Raw genomic sequence first — 16,240 nt, forward strand, 5'->3', positions numbered from 1 at the left:
GCTGGTGGAGACGGGTCGAGCTGGTCAGTTGGAGGCGACGGCCTCCGAGCCCGGCGTGCTGCCCGCGGCGGTGCCGTCGGCGGCCTCCGGGGCGTCTTGGATGGTCCGGGCCCGGCCGACGCCGCGCACCCAGCCGAGCTTGCCCGCGATCGTGTACAGGATGATCGAGAGGAAGAGCGACCAGAGGGCCGGGATGCCCCAGGTGAAGAAGTAGCCGAACAGGGACGACGCGAGCCACACCACGAGGGTGGCCGGGACGACGCGCGGCGCGAACTCGGGCAGCCGGCCAGCGGCGCGGGTGGCCTCCAGGTCGCCGCGCCAGCGCCGCACGAAGAAGTACTCCGCGACGATGATGCCGGCGATCGGCGGGAACGCGACGCCGAGGATCGTGAGGAAGCCGGTGAACTGCGACAGGATGCCCGCCGCCGCGAGCACCGAGCCGACGATGCCGAGCACGATCGTCGTGGTGACGCGGTTGAGGTTCTTCGCGAACGCGGTGGAGATGAAGTTCACCAGGCCGAGGGTCGACGAGTACAGGTTCCAGTCGTTGATCTTCAGCGTGCCGGTGATGACGATGATGAGGCCGACGAAGCCGATCGAGGAGGTGACGATCGCGACGATGTCGCCGGTGGCCGCCGCGTGGGCGAGCAGCACGCCCGCCAGGCCGATGACGAACTCGCCGAGGGTCACGCCCACCACGGTCTGCTTGACGACGTCGGCCTTGCTGCGGTTGAAGCGCGTCATGTCGGCGGTGATGATCGCGCCGACGATGAGGCCGCCCGCCACGATGCCGGTGCCCGCCCAGACCGACATCGTCGGGCCGGGAGCCGGGGAGGTGAGGAGGTCGCCGAGCGAGTGCTTGCTCAGCTCGCTGATCACGGACCAGCCGACGAGGATGAGGAAGAGGGGGACGGTGATGTTGGCCAGCCACTGCATCCCGACGAAGCCGTAGGCCACGATCGCGGTCACGGCCAGGCCGAACAGCAGGCTCCAGACCCAGATCGGCAGCACGCCCGGCATCAGCGCGTCGAGCGACTGCGCCGAGATCGCCGACTGGATGCCGAACCAGCCGATCAGGCTGATGCCGATCGCGAGGCCCACCAGGGCGGCGCCGACCTCGCCGAAGCCGGTCCACCGGGCCAGGAGCGCCGTGTTGAGCCCCTCCTTCTGCCCGATGATGCCGACGATGCACATGATGATCTCGAGGATGACCGAGCCGAGGAGCAGAGCGAGGGCGGCCTCGCCGAAGGTCATGCTGTAGCCCAGGGTGGCCCCGAGCAGGAACTGCGAGAGGGCCGAGACCTGGCCGAACCGCTGCACCGCGATCCCGAACCACGGTTTGCGCGCGTCGGGGGTCACACGGGAGAGGGCGAAGTCGTCGGCAGGAGCTGTGCGTGCCATGAGGGGAGTCCTTCTGACGGGGACGGGTGTGGGGGTTTCGAACACCGTAAACCGGCCACCGACAACGCGGAATGTGCGATCTGCACGAAGTTGGGATGTTTCTGTGCGGTGTGCACAGAGTGGAGACGCAGGACGTGTCAGGAGGCGCCGAGTACCCGCAGCACTGGCCGGTCGGCGTCCGCCCAGTCCAGCGCGTCGAGGTCGCCGGGCTCGACCCAGCGCAGGAGGTCGTGGTCGGTGCTGCTCTCCGGCACCGCGCCCGTAAGGGCCGCGGCGTAGCAGGCGAGGTCGATCGCGCGCGTGCCGACGATCGTGGTCGTGCGGTCGAGCAGGGCGCCGACCCGGATGGGCACGCCGAGCTCCTCCCGGATCTCCCGCTCCAGCGCCTCCTCGGGCGTCTCGCCCGCCTCCACCTTGCCGCCCGGGAACTCCCAGCGGCCCGCAGCATCCTTCCCCGGCCCGCGACGGCAGGCCAGCACGCGCGAGCCGTCGGCGATCACGGCCGCGACCACGCGCAACGGCTCGGAGGCGGCGGCGGAGGGAGGCATGGGTCCATCCTTGCCCGGATCCTCGTCGGGCGGGCACTAGCATCCAGGTATGTCGGCTCCCGTCAGCGCGCGGCGTGCGCCCATCGTGATCGGGTTCACCCTGAGCCTGCTCGTGCAGCTCGCGATGATCGTCGTGGGCGTCTGGCTCGTGCTGCTCGCCGAGGACGACGACTCCACCCTCCTGCTGCTCGCCGTCTGGTGCACCATCGGCACCCTGTACGAGATCGTCGTGCTGATCGTGCTCGGCCGGGCCGCGCGGCGCCCGCCGGTCGAGGGCGACCGTCCCTCCCGGTTCGAGGTGGGGCGGATCGCCCGGCTCGTGTCGATGACGGCGACCATCCTCGCCAGCCTCATCGGCTTCACGGCGGCGATCCAGGTGCTCGGCCTCCACAACGATCCGGAGGTCGGGTCGATCACCGACATCGTGGGCGTCTGGTCGATGCTGCTCGCGTGGGGGTTCCTGCACTGGGGCTTCTCGCAGATCTACTACCAGCGGTACTACTCCAGCGACGTGCCCATCCTGCGCTTCCCGGCGACAGAGCATCCCCGGTTCGTGGAGTTCGTGTACTTCGCGTACACGCTCGGCACCTCCTTCGCCGCGTCGGACGTGGAGGTGCTGACCACCCGCCTGCGCTGGACCGTGCTCTGGCACTCGGTGCTGAGCTTCTTCTTCAACGGCCTCATCATCGTCCTGGCGCTCAACACGATCACCTCCTTCAACAAGTAGGGTCCGCGCCGCGGGCGGTGCGGCGGCGCAGGCTGGCAGGATGGTCGGGTGAGCGCATCCATCCCGACCGTCCTGCTCGTCATCGACCTGCAGAAGGGGGTGCTGCCCGGCTGCTGGGACGCCGACGGCGTCGTCTCCCGCGCCGCGGGTCTCGTCGACCGCGCCCGCGCGGCGGGCACTCCGGTGGTCTGGGTGCAGCACGAGGCCGACGATCTGCCCGCCGGCAGCGACGAATGGGCGTTCGCCGACGGGCTCGACCCGGTCGATGGCGAGACCGTCGTGCACAAGCGCTACCGCGACGCCTTCGCCGACACCGACCTCGACGAGGTGCTCGAGGGTCTCGACGCCGCCCGCCTGGTCGTCGCCGGCGCGCAGAGCGACTACTGCATCCGCACCACCACGCAGAGCGCGGCCGTGCGCGGCTACGACGTCACGTTGGTCGAGGACGCCCACACCACGACCGACGCCGAATGGGACGACGTCGAGATCGCGGGTCGGCAGATCGTCGCCCACACCAACCGCTACTTCTCCGGCCTGCGCTACCCCGACCAGCAGTTCGCGGTCGAGCGCGCCGCCGAGGTCGAGTTCGGGTAGTCGCCGCCGGGATGCGACCGCCGGGGGACGGGGGAGGGATGACGGGACGACGACGCGGTCGCGCCCGACTGCTCGCGGGCGCCGCGCTCGCGGGGACCGTCGTCGCGGCGCTCGCCGGGTGCGCGCCGGCGCAGGACCGGCCGCAGTTCTGGTCGCCCTACGGACCGCCCGGGTTCCGCCAGCCGGGTGCGCCGCTGCCGTTCGTGCCGTCGCAGGCGCCGGAACCGCCGCCGGAGGTGGAGGGGGAGGCCGATCCCTCGCAGGGGAGGGTCGACCTGGTCGATCCCGATGTGCTCGTCACGCACACGTTCGTCCTCTCGGACGGGACGGCGGTGACCTGCACCCTCCAGCTGGCCGCGGCTCCGGACGGCGTCGTCGATGACGGCGGCGCGGCGGCCGGGCTCGCCACGGAGGCGCTCCGGACGACCGACTGGGGGACGGTCATCTCCGCCCCGAGCGAGCTGCCTCCGTTCACACCGGAGCAGGCGTCGGCCGGGCAGTCCGAGGCGTACCAGCGGTCGGATGAGGCACTCCGCCGCATCGTCATCGAGCTCTTCGACCGCATCGAGACGGGCGGCTTCTCCGTGATGGGGCAGAGCTCCTGCGGCTGACTCCGGAGAACCGGATATCCGGAGATACGGCGATCTGGTCCGACGCGCCGCCCGAAACGCCGGAACTCCGGAGGTCCGCGCCGTCAGGGGCGGGAACTCCGGAGTTCCGGGGTCGAGCGGTGGGAGGCCGAGCTAGACCTGCGCGCCGAGCTTGAAGCCCTTCTCCTCGTCGCCCGCGCGGGTGTACGAGAAGCCGTCGGCGCCGATGGTGACCTCCATCTCGGAGTCGTCGGTGCGGGTGACGAGCGGCTGGGGATTGCCGTCGAGGTCGAGCACCAGGGAGGCCTCCGTGTACCAGGAGGGCACGACGGGGTTGCCCCACCAGTCGCGGCGCTGGTTGTCGTGCACGTCCCAGGTGACGACCGGGTTGTCGGGATCGCCGGTGTAGTAGTCCTGGGTGTAGATCTCGACGCGGTGGCCGTCGGGGTCGCGCAGGTAGAGGTAGAAGGCGTTCGAGACGCCGTGGCGGCCGGGGCCGCGCTCGATGCGGTCCGAGAGGCGCAGGGCGCCGAGCTTGTCGCAGATGGCGATGATGTTGTGCTTCTCGTGCGTGGCGAACGCGACGTGGTGCATGCGCGGGCCGTCGCCGCCGGTCATGGCGGTGTCGTGCACGGTCGGCTTGCGGCGCATCCACGCGGCGTACGTGGTGCCCTCCTCGTCCTGGATGTCCTCGGTCACGCGGAAGCCGAGGTCCTCCATGTACGCGACGGCGCGGGGGACGTCCGGGGTGACCTGGTTGAAGTGGTCGAGGCGGACGAGCGCGCCGGGCGTGTAGAGGTCGTAGCGCCAGGCGAGCCGCTCGACGTGCTGCACGTCGTAGAAGAACTCGTAGGGGAAGCCGAGCGGGTCCTCCACGCGCACGCTGTCGCCGATGCCCTTCGTGAAGCCCTCGGACCGGCGCTCGATGCGGCAGCCGAGCTCGGAGTAGAACGCGACGGCGCGGTCCAGGTCCTCCGGGGTGCGCACGCGGTACGAGAAGGCGGCGACGGCGGCGACCGGGCCCTTGCGCAGCACGAGGTTGTGGTGGATGAACTCCTCGAAGCTGCGCAGGTAGACGGCGTTCTCGTCCTCCTCCGTCACGACCAGGTCGAGCACGTCGACGTAGAAGTCGCGGCTGGCCTGCAGGTCGGTGACGACCAGCTCCATGTAGGCGCAGCGCAGGATGTCCGGCGGGGCGGCCTGCGGGGTCGGGATGCGGTTCGCGGGAGCGGGGATGGGGCTGCTCATGGTGGTTCTTTCTCTTCGTCGAGTGGATGCGTGGGTCAGTGGGCGCCGAACGTGGGCGTCTGCACCGGGCCGAGCGTGATGTGGACGGCCTGCTGGTCGGTGTAGAAGTCGATGGAGCGGTAGCCGCCCTCGTGGCCGAGCCCGGAGGCCTTCACGCCGCCGAACGGGGTGCGCAGGTCGCGGACGTTGTGCGAGTTGAGCCACACCATCCCGGCCTCCACGTTCTGCGAGAAGGTGTGCGCGCGCTCGAGGTCGTTGGTCCAGATGTAGGCGGCGAGGCCGTAGCGCACGCCGTTGGCGAGCTCCAGTGCCTCCTTGTCGGAGTCGAACGGGGTGATGGCGACGACGGGGCCGAAGATCTCCTCCTGGAAGATGCGGGCGTCCGGCTTCACGTCGGCGAACACGGTCGGGGCGACGTAGTTGCCGTGGTCGAGGCCCTCCGGGCGGCCGCCGCCGGCGAGGAGCCGGCCCTCCTGCTTGCCGAGCTCGACGTAGCTCATCACCTTGTCGTAGTGCTCGGGGTGCACGAGCGCGCCGACCTCGGTCTTCGGGTCGTGCGGGTCGCCGACGACGATGTTCTTCGCGCGGGCGGCGTAGCGCTCGCAGAATTCGTCGTACACGGCGCGCTCGACGAGGATGCGGGAGCCGGCGGTGCAGCGCTCGCCGTTCAGCGAGAAGACGCCGAACAGGGTGGAATCGATGGCGGCGTCCAGATCGGCGTCGGCGAACACGACGGCGGGGGACTTGCCGCCCAGCTCCATCGAGAGGCCCTTGAGGAAGGGGGCGGCGTTGCCGAAGATGAGCTGGCCGGTGCGGCTCTCGCCGGTGAACGAGATGAGCGGCACGTCCGGGTGCTTCACCAGGGCGTCGCCTGCCTCCTCGCCGAGGCCGTTGACCAGGTTGAACACGCCGTCGGGCAGGCCGGCGTCGCGGAAGATCTCGGCCCACAGGCTCGCCGACAGCGGGGTGAACTCGGCGGGCTTGAGCACGACGGTGTTGCCGGTCGCGAGCGCCGGCGCGAGCTTCCAGCTCTCCAGCATGAAGGGCGTGTTCCACGGCGTGATGAGCCCGGCGACGCCGATCGGCTTGCGGTTCACGTAGTTGAGCTGGCTGCCCGGCACCTTGTACGCGTCGTCGCGCTGGGCCACGATCAGGTCGGCGAAGAAGCGGAAGTTCTCGGCCGCGCGCCGCGCCTGGCCGAGGGCCTGGGTGATCGGGAGGCCGGTGTCGAAGGTCTCGAGCTCGGCGAGCCGCGCATCCTGCGCCTCCACGGCGTCGGAGATGCGGTTCAGCACGCGGGCGCGCTCGCGGGGCTTCATGCGCGGCCAGGGGCCGTCGGTGAACGCGCGGCGGGCGGCGGCGACGGCGAGGTCGATGTCCTCCTTCTGACCCGCGGCGGCGGTGACGTAGGTCTCGTTGGACACCGGGTCGAGCACGTCGAACGTCTTTCCCGAGACGCTGTCGACGAACTGTCCGTCGATGAAGTGCTGGATCTTCCCGGGAAGGTTCTCGGGGACGTAGTGCTGCGCCATGCGCGTGCTCTCCTTCAGGGTGGGGTGGTCAGTGGGTGTGCTTGTGCTCGCTCTGGTACGCCTGGAAGGCGTCCAGGGTCGCCAGGCGGTGGCGCCGGGCGGCGAGCTCGATCTCGAGCGGGTCGGCGCCGCTCTCGATCAGGGTCAGGATCTGCTCGTGCTCGTCCACCGACTCGCGGGCGCGGCCGGGCACGAAGCCGAAGGTGGAGTCGCGCAGCACGGTCAGGCGGTTCCAGCCGCGGTGCACCAGGTCGAGGATGTGCGGGTTGGGGCACTCCTCGAACAGCACCGAGTGGAAGCTCTGGTTGAGCTGGGTGAAGCGGTGCGGGACGAAGTGGTCGAGGCTGGCGATCATCTCGGCGTTGACCGCGCGCGCCCGCTCGATGTGGTCGGCCGTGAGCAGCGGAGCGGAGAGCTGGGTCGCCGCCCCCTCCACGAGCGCGAGAGTCTGCATCGTGTAGGCGTACTCGGTGTCCTGCAGCAGGGCGACCTGGGCGCCGACGTTCTTCTCGAACGTGACGAGGCCCTCCGCCTCCAGCCGCCGGATCGCCTCGCGCACGGGGACGACGCTGATGTCGAGCTCGCCGGCGATCTGCCCGAGCACGAGCCGGAAGCCGGAGACGTAGCGGCCGTCGTCGATGCGCGCGCGGAGGAACTCGTAGGCGAGCTGCGACTTGCTCGGCGCTGTGGCTGCGGGCCTCACCGCTGCGTCAGCCATGCGCGGTACCGTTCCTTCCACTCCGCGTTCATCGGGAACAGGCCGTCCGCCGGGTGCCCGGCCGCGACCTGCTCGGCGATGTACTCCTCCTCGCGCTCCTGCTCGATCGCGTCGGCGACGACCTCGGCCACGAGCGCGGGAGGGATGACGATCAGGCCGTCCGCGTCGCCCACGATCACGTCGCCCGGCTGCACGGCCGCGCCGCCGCAGGCGATCGTGACGTCGGCCTCCCACGGCACGTGCTTGCGGCCGAGGACGGCCGGGTGCGGGCCGCCGTGATAGGTCGGGATGTCGAGGGCGGCGACCACCGCGAGATCGCGCACGCCGCCGTCGGTGACGATGCCGGCCGCGCCGTTCACCTGGGCGCGCAGGGCCAGCACGTCGCCGACGGTCCCGCTGCCACGCTCGCCGCGGGCCTCGATGACGAGCACCTCGCCCGAGCCGACCGCGTCGAAGGCGCGCTTCTGGGCGTTGTAGCCGCCGCCGTGGCTCGCGAAGAGGTCCTCGCGGTTCGGGATGTAGCGGAGCGTCTTCGCCGTGCCCACCAGCCGGGCGTCGGGCCGGGTCGAGGCCAGGCCGTCGATGGAGACGTTGTTCAGGCCGCGCTTGCGCAGCTGGGAGCTGAGGGTCGCGGTCGCGACGCTCGCGAGCGCGGCGCGCAGGTCGTCGGTCAGCACGAACGGCGGTTCAGCCGGCGTCGGGGGCGTGCCCCACGCCTCCGCGCGCTGGTGGTCGTCGACGCTGGGCTTGGTGCCGAAGTCGCCGAACGGGACGCGGCCCTCGGTGATCCGGGTGACGAGTCGGCCGCTGGTCGGGGCTCCCGGAGCGTTCGGCGCATCCACCTCCACCTCGACGGTGTCGCCGGGCTGCGTGACCGACGAGCCGGCGGGGGTGCCGGTGAGGATGACGTCGCCCGGCTCCAGCGTCATCAGCTGGGAGAGGTCGGCGACGAGTCGGCCGAACGGGAAGAGCAGATCGTCGGTGGTGCCCTCCTGCACGAGCTCACCGTTGAGCCAGGTGCGCACGCGGAGCGCGTCGGGGTCGACGCCGGCCGCCGGGATGACATCCGGGCCGAGCGGCGTGAAGCCGTCGCCGCCCTTGGATCGCACGTTCGATCCCTTGTCGGCCGCGCGGAGGTCGTACAGGCCGAAGTCGTTCGCCGCGGTGACGCCGGAGACGGCGGCCCAGCCGTCCTCGGGGGAGACCCGGCGGGCGGTGCTGCCGATGATCAGCGCGATCTCGCCCTCGAAGGCGAGCAGCTCGGTGCCTGCAGGGCGCTCCAGCTCGCCGCCGGTCGCGGCGACGGAGGACGCGGGCTTGAAGAAGTACGAGGGCTGGGCCGGGGTGCGCCCGCGCTGGGCGGCGCGCGACCGGTAGTTCAGGTGCACCGCGATGATCTTGCCGGGGCGGGCGAGCTGGCTCACGGGGTGGTTCTCCTCGTCGTCGGGGATGGTGGTGCGGGTGGGTGCCGCTGCATGCGGCCCAGACCGTATTCGAGATTGTATACGATCCGCGGAAGTCGTTCAAGGATGAGTGTGGGGAAGGGAGGGGATTCGGGCTCGGCCCAGGCCGGACAGCGGGGTGCGGAGGAGATCGGGGGAGCGGGGGCCGCGATCTCCTCCGTTGCCGACGCGGCGCGCACATGCGGGCAGCGGAGGAGGTGCGGGCCGTTTCACGCAGGAACTCCTCCCGAGCCTGCGCTGCGAGCCGACCACGAGCGGATCTCCTCCGTTGCCGACGTCAGTAGCTCGCGGGAGCCGTGCCGTCGGAGCCGGCGTCCGGCACGAACCGTTCGGCGAGGGTCTCCGAGGCACGCGCCAGCAACGTGACGTCCGAGCCGACGAGCAGATAGGCGGCGCCCGCCGCGGCGTAGCGATCGGCGGTGGCGGGGTCGAACGCGTTGACGCCGACCGGGGTGCCCGCTGCGCGGCCGGCGGCGATGACGGACTCGACGGCCGCCACCACGTCGGGGTGGTTCTGCTGGCCGAGCAGGCCCATGGATGCGGCGAGGTCGGCGGGACCGACGAGGAGCGCATCCACCCCCTCCACCGCGGCGATGTCCGCGGCGACCGCGACGGCTTCGGCGGTCTCGATCTGGACCGTGAGCGAGACGAGGTCGTTCGCGCGGGCCAGATAGTCCGGGATGCGGCTCCACCGCGACGACCGCGCCAGCGCGCTGCCGACCCCGCGCACCCCGTGGGGCGGGTAGCGGACGGCGCGGACCATCGCGGCCGCCTGGTCGGCGGTGTCGACCATCGGCACGAGGATGTTCTGCGCGCCGAGGTCGAGCAGCTGCTTCAGGATGACGGGGTCGCCGATCGGGGCCCGCACCACCGGGGCGACCGGGTAGGCGGCGACGGCCTGCAGGATGGCGAGCACGGACTCCAGCCCGATGGGGGAGTGCTCGCCGTCGATCACGACGATGTCGGTGCCGCTGCCGGCGACGATCTCGGCGACCAGCGGGCTGCCGGAGCACACCCACTGCCCGTACTGGACGCGGTCGGCGGCCCCCAACCGGTCGGCGAAGGTCGGGGTGGCGGTCAGACGAATCGGCATGTCACGGCTCCCAGGGTTCCGTAGTCGGCGTGGACGGTGTCGCCGCGCTCGACCCACATCGGGCGGGTGAAGGAGCCGGCGAGCACGATGTCCCCGGCCTCCAGGCGCGTGCCGTGCTGGGCGAGCTTGTTCGCCAGCCAGACCACGCCGTTGGCGGGATGGTCGAGCACGGCCGCGGCCACGCCCGACTCCTCGATGGTCTCGTTGCGGTAGAGCAGGGCGCCGACCCAGCGCAGGTCGACCGCGTCGACCGGGACGGGGCGCCCGCCGACCACCATGCCGCCCATCGCGGCGTTGTCGGAGATCGTGTCGACGATCGTGCGACCCTGCATCTCGATCCGGGAGGAGAGGATCTCGAGCGCCGGCACGACGTACTTCGTCGCGTCGAGCACGTCGTAGAGGGTGATGTTCGGGCCCTCGAGGGGCGCGCCGAGCACGAAGGCGAGCTCGACCTCGATGCGCACGTTCGAGTACTGGTCGAAGGGGATGACCGAGCCGGTCTCGTAGACCATGTCGGCGAAGATCGCGCCGTAGTCGGGCTCGGTGATCCCGGTCGCCTGCTGCATCACCTTGGAGGTGAGGCCAATCTTGCGGCCCACCAGGCGGCGGCCGGCGGCGAGGCCGCGCTCGACCCACACCTTCTGCACGGCGTAGGAGTCCTCCACCGTCATGTCGGGGTGCCGCGCGGTGAGCAGCGGCACCGTCGTGCGGTCGCGCTCGGCGGCCGCGAGCTCGTCGGCGATGGCCTGGATGGTCGTGGTGTCGAGCACCGCGGGGCTCCCTTCGACGTCGGAGGAGGGCCGATCAGACCCTGGTGGGATCGTATATCATCCCGTACACCCTGGCCACGGGTCGTGCGCGATCCGGCAACGGGGATGCGTGGATTTCCTGTTCCAGGCCGCGCCATGTCAGGCTTCTCCCGTTGTTTTTCTCCACTGGTTGCCTTTCTTGTCAACAACTGTAGAATTACCGCCACGACACAGCGGAGTGTCAGCCGTACCCCGGTCGACGACCGTCTCCACTGTGCTGTTTCGAGTTCCACACCCGCCTTGCGAACCGAGAGAAGACAAGATGAAGAAGGCACTGATCGCGGTGGCCCTGGCCGCCGCGACCGCATTGGCGCTGAGCGCCTGCGGCTCCGGGGGGAGCGACACGAAATCGACCACCGGCGCCGCCGGCGGACCGCTCAACATCGGCAACTTCGCCGACGTCACCAGCTGGGATCCCTCGCTGGCCGACATCGGCTTCGACGGACCGTACCTGTCCGCCGTCTACGACCCGCTGATCGCCTCCGACGGCGACGGCAAGCCCGTCCCGGCCCTCGCCACAGCATGGAAGGTCTCGGACGACTTCAAGAAGGTCACCCTCACGCTCCGCACCGGGGTGAAGTTCTCCGACGGCGAGAAGTTCGACGCCGACGCGGCCGTGAAGAGCCTCGACTACCTCAAGCAGGGAGCGCGCAGCGGCGAGGCCTACGAGAACGTCGAGAAGTTCGTCGCGGTCGACCCCACGACGGTCGAGATCGACCTGACGCAGCGCGACGACACCCTCCTGTACTTCATGGGGATCGGCCGCAGCTACATGATGGCGCCCAAGGCGATCGCCGCCGGCACCCTCGCCAAGGAGCCGGTCGGCTCCGGACCGTACACGCTCGCCTCCTCGAGCGTCGCGGGCTCCGAGTACCACTTCACCAAGGTCGCGAACCACTGGGACGCCAAGCAGTTCCCGTTCGACCCGCTCGCGATCTACCCGATCCAGGATGCGACCGCCCGCGACAATGCGATGCTCTCCGGCCAGATCAACGTCAACTACGCCGACGACACCGCGCTCAAGCAGGCGTCGGAGAACAGCTGGAACGTGGCCGCGAAGGTCTCCGGCTGGGTCGGCCTGCAGTTCACCGACCGCACGGGATCGAAGTTCAAGCCGCTCGGCGACGTCAAGGTGCGCCAGGCGCTGAACTACGCGTTCGACGGCGCGAACATCCTGAAGTCGGTCGGCAACGGGGCGGGCAAGGTCTCGAACCAGGTCTTCCCGGCCGGGCTGCCGGGCAACCTGACCTCGCTCGACGACATGTACAAGACCAGCATCAGCAAGGCGAAGTCGCTGCTGGCCGAAGCCGGCTACGCGAACGGCTTCGAGCTGCACATGCCGATGTCGCAGGTCTTCCAGGTCTGGCAGCCCGTCGCCGACCAGGTCTTCAAGGACCTCGGGATCACCGTCACCTGGGACGACATGCAGTACATGGACTACCAGAAGAACGCCCCGACCTACCCGATGTTCGTCGCCTTCCTCTCGATGGACGCCAACCCGGTCGCCACCGTTCAGCGCCAGATCAACCTGCCGCAGTGGTACAACCCGACCCCGCAGGTCGACCAGTTCCCCGACGTGGAGGCCGCGGTGAAGAAGGTGCTCACCGCGGACCCGAGCGACCAGGAGAAGCAGATCGAGGCGCTCAACACCCTCGTCACGCAGAAGGCGTGGTACTCGGTCTGGTACCAGGCGAACAACAGCTACGTCAGCACCTCCGGCATCCAGGTGACCCCGGTCGTCGGGATGATGTTCCCCACCCTGCGGCAGATCGCCGTCAAGGGATAGCAGCAGGGGCGGGCCGCGCCACCAGCGCGGCCCGCCCCTCCGCCCCTCCGCTCCACCACCGCCATCGACCGCCACCGGCATCGACAGGAACCCCGCACATGATCAGATTCACGGTCAAGAGGCTCGTCTCGGGCGTGATCCTCCTGGTCGCCGTCTCCGTCGGCACCTTCTTCCTCGCCCATCTCGCGATCGGCGACCCCACCGCGGGCCTGCTCGGCAGCGCGGCCACGCCCGCCCAGCAGGCGGCGCTCGCGGCCAAGATCGGCACCGACCGGCCGCTGCTCGTGCAGTTCTGGGACTGGGCGAGCCACGCCGCCGTCGGCGACTTCGGCACCTCCTGGCGTAACTTCCAGCCGGTCGGCGCCCAGATCGCCCTCAAGCTGCCGGTCACCCTCTCCGTCGTCACGGCCGCGACGCTGCTCTCGGCCGTGTTCGGCGCCGTCTTCGGCGTGGCGGCGGGTCTGCGCCCGGGCAGCGTCCTGGACAAGGTCGTCAAGGCCGCGTCCGTCATCCTCTTCGCGCTCCCCGGCTTCTGGGTGAGCCTCGTGCTGGTGATCTGGTTCGCGGTCGACCTCAAGTGGTTCCCCGCCGTCGGCTACGTGCAGCCGGCGCTGAGCGTGGAGGGCTGGCTGCGGTCGATCACCCTCCCGGCCATCGCGCTGTCGCTCGGCGCGATCGTCATGATCGCCGAGCAGCTGCGCAACGCGATCATCTCCGCCAACAGCCAGGACTACGTGCGCACGCTGCGCAGCCGCGGTCTCTCGCAGCCGCGCGTGGTCGTGCACCTCGTGCGCAACGCGGCCCCCGCCGCCCTCACCGTGCTCGCCCTGATGTTCGTCGGCCTGCTGGGCGGCGCGATCGTGGTGGAGCAGATCTTCTCCCTGCCGGGGATCGGCGCCCTCACCTCGGGCTCCTCCCAGAACGGCGACATCCCCATCCTGCTCGGCATCACGGTCGTCACGGTCATCTTCGTGGTGATCGTGAACTTCCTCCTCGACGTGGTGCTCGGCTGGATCAACCCGAAGGCGCGTGTGCAATGACGGCGACCGAAGTGATCATCGACCCGCGGGACTCCGCGAAGGCGGCGGCCACCCCGCGCCGCGGCTCCACGTTCGTGCGCTTCCTGAAGCGTCCCGCCGGCGCCGTGTCGTTCGGGATCCTCGTGCTCGTGCTCCTCGTCGCGGTCTTCGCCCCGCCGCTCTCGCCGCACGACCCCAACTTCGTCGACCTGGCCCTCACGAAGGCGCCGCCGAGCGCGGCCCATCCGCTCGGCGGGGACAGCTCGGGCCGGGACGTGCTGAGCCGGCTGATCTGGGGCACCCAGTCCACCCTCTGGGGCGCGTTCGTCACGATCGTGGTCGCGCTCCTGGTCGGCGTGCCCGCCGGACTCGCGGCCGGATACTACGGCCGCGCCTTCGACCGCACGGCCACCTGGGTGAGCGACGCCCTCCAGGCCGTCCCCGGGATGATCATCCTGCTGATCGTCGCCGCGGGCACCCGCAACGACTTCACCGTGCTCATGGCCACGCTCGGCGTGTTCATGGCGCCCGGGTACTTCCGCCTCACCCGCTCGACCGTGCTGGCCGTGCGCAATGAGCCGTACGTGGATGCGGCGCGCGTCTCGGGTCTCGGCGATCTGCGGATCATGTCGCGCCACATCGTCAAGGCGGTCTACGCGCCCGTCATCATCCAGACCGCCCTGACCGCGGGCCTGGCGATGGGCATGCAGGCGGGTCTGCAGTTCCTCGGGATCGGCGGCGGCAAGACGCCGGGCTGGGGCGCGATGATGAACGAGGGCTTCCGCACCATGATGACGAGCCCCCTCCTGCTCCTCTGGCCCTCGCTCGCGCTCGGCATCACGATCGCGGCGCTCGCGGTGCTCGGCTCGACGCTCGCCGACGTGGTCAGCGTGAAGACGCCCGTCGCCCGTCGTCGCCGCCTGCGTCGGACGCCCGGCTCCGAGCCGGCGGCGGTCACCACCTCCACCGGAGCCGTCGCCCACAAGTCCGTCGACTCGGCGGTGCAGCTCACCAACCTGCACGTCTCGTACGCGAAGCCCGACGGCGGCGAGGTGGAGGTCGTGCACGGCATCACCCTCGACGTCGCGCCGGGCGAGGTGCTCGGCATCGTGGGGGAGTCCGGCTCCGGCAAGTCGCAGACGGTCTTCAGCATCCTGGACCTGCTGCCCGCCGGTGGCGCCTGCACGGCCGACGCCATCTGGATCGGCGGCCGGGATGTCACGCGGCTGAACCATCGCGACCGCCAGCGGCTGCTCGGCCACGAGGTCGGCTACATCCCGCAGGAGCCGATGTCGAACCTCGATCCGTCGTTCACGATCGGCTCGCAGCTGATGGAGCCGCTGCGCACCGTGCACAAGCTCTCCCGGAGCGAGGCCCGCGCCCGCGCGCTCCAGATGCTCGAGAAGGTCGGCATCGTCGACCCGCCGCGGGTCATGAAGTCGTACCCGCATCAGCTCTCCGGCGGCATGGCCCAGCGGGTGCTGATCGCGGGCGCCATCGCGGGCAAGCCGTCGGTGCTGGTCGCCGACGAGCCCACGACCGCGCTCGACGTGACGGTGCAGGCGGAGGTGCTCGAGCTGCTGCGCGAGCTGCAGCAGGAGTACCGCATGGCGCTCGTCATCGTCACCCACAACTTCGGCGTCGTCGCCGACATCTGCGACCGGGTCGTGGTGATGCGCGACGGCGCGATCGTCGAGATCGGCGCCGTCGACCGGATCTTCGCCGAGCCGACGAGTGACTACACCCGCGAGCTCATCGCGGCCTCCCTCGACGGGGCCGAGAGCCGCGCCCAGCTGGATGCCGCGCAGGACGTTGCGGGCACCTCCGACACGCGAAAGGCGGTGCTGGCATGACCGCCGCATCCACTCCGGTACCCGGCACTCCACTGCTCCGGGCCGAGAACGTCGTCGTCGACTACGGTCAGCGGCGCGGTTCGTTCCGGGCGCTGAAAGAGGTGTCGATCGAGGTCGGCGCCGGCGAGTGCGTCGGGCTGGTGGGGGAGTCGGGGTCGGGCAAGTCGACGCTCGGCAAGGCGATCCTCGGGCTGGTCCCCGTCACGAGCGGCACCATCGCTTTCGACGGGCGCGACATCACCCGGCTGAAGGGTGCGAAGCGGCGGGAGCTGGCGTCGAGCATCCAGGTCGTGTTCCAGGATCCGTACGGGTCGCTGAACCCGGCCATGACGATCGGGGAGATCCTCGCCGAGCCGCTGACGACCGCGGGCGCCGGGCGCAAGGAGGCCCGCGCGACCGTGCAGGAGATGCTCGACCGGGTGAAGCTGCCGGCGGCCGTCGTCGACCGCTACCCGAAGGAGTTCTCCGGCGGCCAGCGCCAGCGCATCGCGATCGCCCGGGCGCTCGTGCGCAAGCCGCGCCTGATCGTCTGCGACGAGCCCGTCAGCGCGCTCGACCTCACGACGCAGGCCACGATCATCGACCTGTTCATCGAGCTGCAGCGCGACACCGGCGTCTCGTATCTCTTCGTCTCGCACGATCTCGGCGTCGTGCGCCGCATCTGCCACCGTGTGGCTGTCATGTACCACGGCGAGATCGTGGAGACCGGCGACGGCGAGCAGATCACCCGCGACCCGCAGCATCCCTACTCGCGCCGGCTGCTCACGGCGTCGCCCATCGCCGACCCGGCCAAGCAGGCGGAGCGGCGGGCGGCCTGGCTGCGGCTGCGCGAGAGCGCGGCGTGACCTCCGAACGAGCA

Annotated in this window: 15 protein-coding genes; 7 read left to right on the forward strand and 8 right to left on the reverse strand. The window is 70.5% G+C overall.

Annotated features, from left to right (window positions below):
- Positions 1-24: 24 nt before the first annotated feature.
- The gene (locus FHX33_RS02280) at positions 25-1,401 is read right to left on the reverse strand and encodes a purine-cytosine permease family protein (protein WP_021764641.1); all 1,377 of its coding nucleotides are present in this window, start codon (positions 1,399-1,401) and stop codon (positions 25-27) included.
- Positions 1,402-1,538: 137 nt separating this feature from the next.
- Positions 1,539-1,949, reverse strand: coding sequence for a (deoxy)nucleoside triphosphate pyrophosphohydrolase (locus FHX33_RS02285; protein ID WP_021764642.1), 411 nt, complete (start codon positions 1,947-1,949; stop codon positions 1,539-1,541).
- Between the two features lie 49 nt (positions 1,950-1,998).
- On the opposite strand from FHX33_RS02285, the gene FHX33_RS02290 reads away from it, so the two are divergent.
- From FHX33_RS02290 to FHX33_RS02300, 3 genes are read left to right on the forward strand one after another with little or no spacing between them, the layout of a single operon-like run.
- A complete protein-coding gene (locus FHX33_RS02290) occupies positions 1,999-2,676 on the forward strand; it encodes a DUF1345 domain-containing protein (protein ID WP_021764643.1) in 678 nt (225 codons plus the stop codon).
- Positions 2,677-2,724: 48 nt separating this feature from the next.
- Positions 2,725-3,270, forward strand: coding sequence for a cysteine hydrolase family protein (locus FHX33_RS02295; protein WP_021764644.1), 546 nt, complete (start codon positions 2,725-2,727; stop codon positions 3,268-3,270).
- Between the two features lie 38 nt (positions 3,271-3,308).
- Positions 3,309-3,881, forward strand: a complete 573-nt coding sequence (locus tag FHX33_RS02300) for a hypothetical protein (protein ID WP_183428119.1) — start codon at positions 3,309-3,311, stop codon at positions 3,879-3,881.
- 132 nt (positions 3,882-4,013) lie between these two features.
- Here the strand turns inward: FHX33_RS02300 and hpaD are convergent, their stop codons facing one another.
- From hpaD to hpaH, 6 genes are all read right to left on the reverse strand, one after another.
- Complete coding sequence (gene hpaD, locus FHX33_RS02305) at positions 4,014-5,108, reverse strand: 3,4-dihydroxyphenylacetate 2,3-dioxygenase (RefSeq protein ID WP_021763946.1); 1,095 nt, start codon at positions 5,106-5,108, stop codon at positions 4,014-4,016.
- Positions 5,109-5,143: 35 nt separating this feature from the next.
- On the reverse strand, positions 5,144-6,640 hold the full coding sequence (hpaE, locus tag FHX33_RS02310; protein ID WP_021763945.1) for a 5-carboxymethyl-2-hydroxymuconate semialdehyde dehydrogenase: 1,497 nt from the start codon (positions 6,638-6,640) through the stop codon (positions 5,144-5,146).
- A gap of 28 nt (positions 6,641-6,668) precedes the next feature.
- A complete protein-coding gene (locus FHX33_RS02315; protein WP_021763944.1) occupies positions 6,669-7,358 on the reverse strand; it encodes a GntR family transcriptional regulator in 690 nt (229 codons plus the stop codon).
- Positions 7,340-8,782 carry a fumarylacetoacetate hydrolase family protein gene (locus FHX33_RS02320; protein WP_021763943.1) on the reverse strand — a complete coding sequence of 481 codons (1,443 nt, stop codon included), beginning with the start codon at positions 8,780-8,782 and terminating at the stop codon, positions 7,340-7,342. Before FHX33_RS02320 ends, FHX33_RS02315 begins: the two co-directional genes overlap by 19 nt.
- Positions 8,783-9,098: 316 nt before the next feature.
- Positions 9,099-9,914, reverse strand: a complete 816-nt coding sequence (locus tag FHX33_RS02325; RefSeq protein WP_021763941.1) for an aldolase/citrate lyase family protein — start codon at positions 9,912-9,914, stop codon at positions 9,099-9,101.
- Positions 9,899-10,684: a 2-oxo-hept-4-ene-1,7-dioate hydratase gene (gene hpaH, locus FHX33_RS02330; protein ID WP_021763940.1), complete on the reverse strand. Its 786-nt coding sequence runs from the start codon at positions 10,682-10,684 to the stop codon at positions 9,899-9,901. The genes FHX33_RS02325 and hpaH overlap by 16 nt, the downstream gene beginning before the upstream one ends.
- A 301-nt stretch (positions 10,685-10,985) precedes the next feature.
- On the opposite strand from hpaH, the gene FHX33_RS02335 reads away from it, so the two are divergent.
- From FHX33_RS02335 to FHX33_RS02350, 4 genes are all read left to right on the forward strand, one after another.
- Positions 10,986-12,509 (forward strand): ABC transporter substrate-binding protein, encoded by a 1,524-nt coding sequence (locus FHX33_RS02335; protein WP_021763939.1) that lies wholly within the window; start codon positions 10,986-10,988, stop codon positions 12,507-12,509.
- Positions 12,510-12,607: 98 nt separating this feature from the next.
- Positions 12,608-13,549 carry an ABC transporter permease gene (locus tag FHX33_RS02340; RefSeq protein ID WP_021763613.1) on the forward strand — a complete coding sequence of 314 codons (942 nt, stop codon included), beginning with the start codon at positions 12,608-12,610 and terminating at the stop codon, positions 13,547-13,549.
- Positions 13,546-15,381 (forward strand): dipeptide/oligopeptide/nickel ABC transporter permease/ATP-binding protein, encoded by a 1,836-nt coding sequence (locus FHX33_RS02345; RefSeq protein WP_021763612.1) that lies wholly within the window; start codon positions 13,546-13,548, stop codon positions 15,379-15,381. Before FHX33_RS02340 ends, FHX33_RS02345 begins: the two co-directional genes overlap by 4 nt.
- Positions 15,378-16,226 carry an ATP-binding cassette domain-containing protein gene (locus FHX33_RS02350; protein WP_021763611.1) on the forward strand — a complete coding sequence of 283 codons (849 nt, stop codon included), beginning with the start codon at positions 15,378-15,380 and terminating at the stop codon, positions 16,224-16,226. Before FHX33_RS02345 ends, FHX33_RS02350 begins: the two co-directional genes overlap by 4 nt.
- The last annotated feature ends 14 nt before the right edge of the window (positions 16,227-16,240 follow it).

Origin of the sequence: Leifsonia aquatica (genome assembly GCF_014190775.1) — a bacterium.
Lineage (GTDB): Bacteria > Actinomycetota > Actinomycetes > Actinomycetales > Microbacteriaceae > Leifsonia > Leifsonia aquatica.

Bases quoted from the DNA above. Each gene is read 5' to 3' on its own strand.
- FHX33_RS02335 (WP_021763939.1), top strand. From the start codon at position 10,986: ATGAAGAAGGCACTGATCGCGGTGGCCCTGGCCGCCGCGACCGCATTG.
- FHX33_RS02350 (WP_021763611.1), top strand. From the start codon at position 15,378: ATGACCGCCGCATCCACTCCGGTACCCGGCACTCCACTGCTCCGGGCC.
- FHX33_RS02290 (WP_021764643.1), top strand. From the start codon at position 1,999: ATGTCGGCTCCCGTCAGCGCGCGGCGTGCGCCCATCGTGATCGGGTTC.
- FHX33_RS02280 (WP_021764641.1), bottom strand. From the start codon at position 1,401: ATGGCACGCACAGCTCCTGCCGACGACTTCGCCCTCTCCCGTGTGACC.
- FHX33_RS02345 (WP_021763612.1), top strand. From the start codon at position 13,546: ATGACGGCGACCGAAGTGATCATCGACCCGCGGGACTCCGCGAAGGCG.
- FHX33_RS02325 (WP_021763941.1), bottom strand. From the start codon at position 9,914: ATGCCGATTCGTCTGACCGCCACCCCGACCTTCGCCGACCGGTTGGGG.
- FHX33_RS02315 (WP_021763944.1), bottom strand. From the start codon at position 7,358: ATGGCTGACGCAGCGGTGAGGCCCGCAGCCACAGCGCCGAGCAAGTCG.
- FHX33_RS02285 (WP_021764642.1), bottom strand. From the start codon at position 1,949: ATGCCTCCCTCCGCCGCCGCCTCCGAGCCGTTGCGCGTGGTCGCGGCC.
- hpaE (WP_021763945.1), bottom strand. From the start codon at position 6,640: ATGGCGCAGCACTACGTCCCCGAGAACCTTCCCGGGAAGATCCAGCAC.
- hpaD (WP_021763946.1), bottom strand. From the start codon at position 5,108: ATGAGCAGCCCCATCCCCGCTCCCGCGAACCGCATCCCGACCCCGCAG.
- FHX33_RS02340 (WP_021763613.1), top strand. From the start codon at position 12,608: ATGATCAGATTCACGGTCAAGAGGCTCGTCTCGGGCGTGATCCTCCTG.
- FHX33_RS02300 (WP_183428119.1), top strand. From the start codon at position 3,309: ATGACGGGACGACGACGCGGTCGCGCCCGACTGCTCGCGGGCGCCGCG.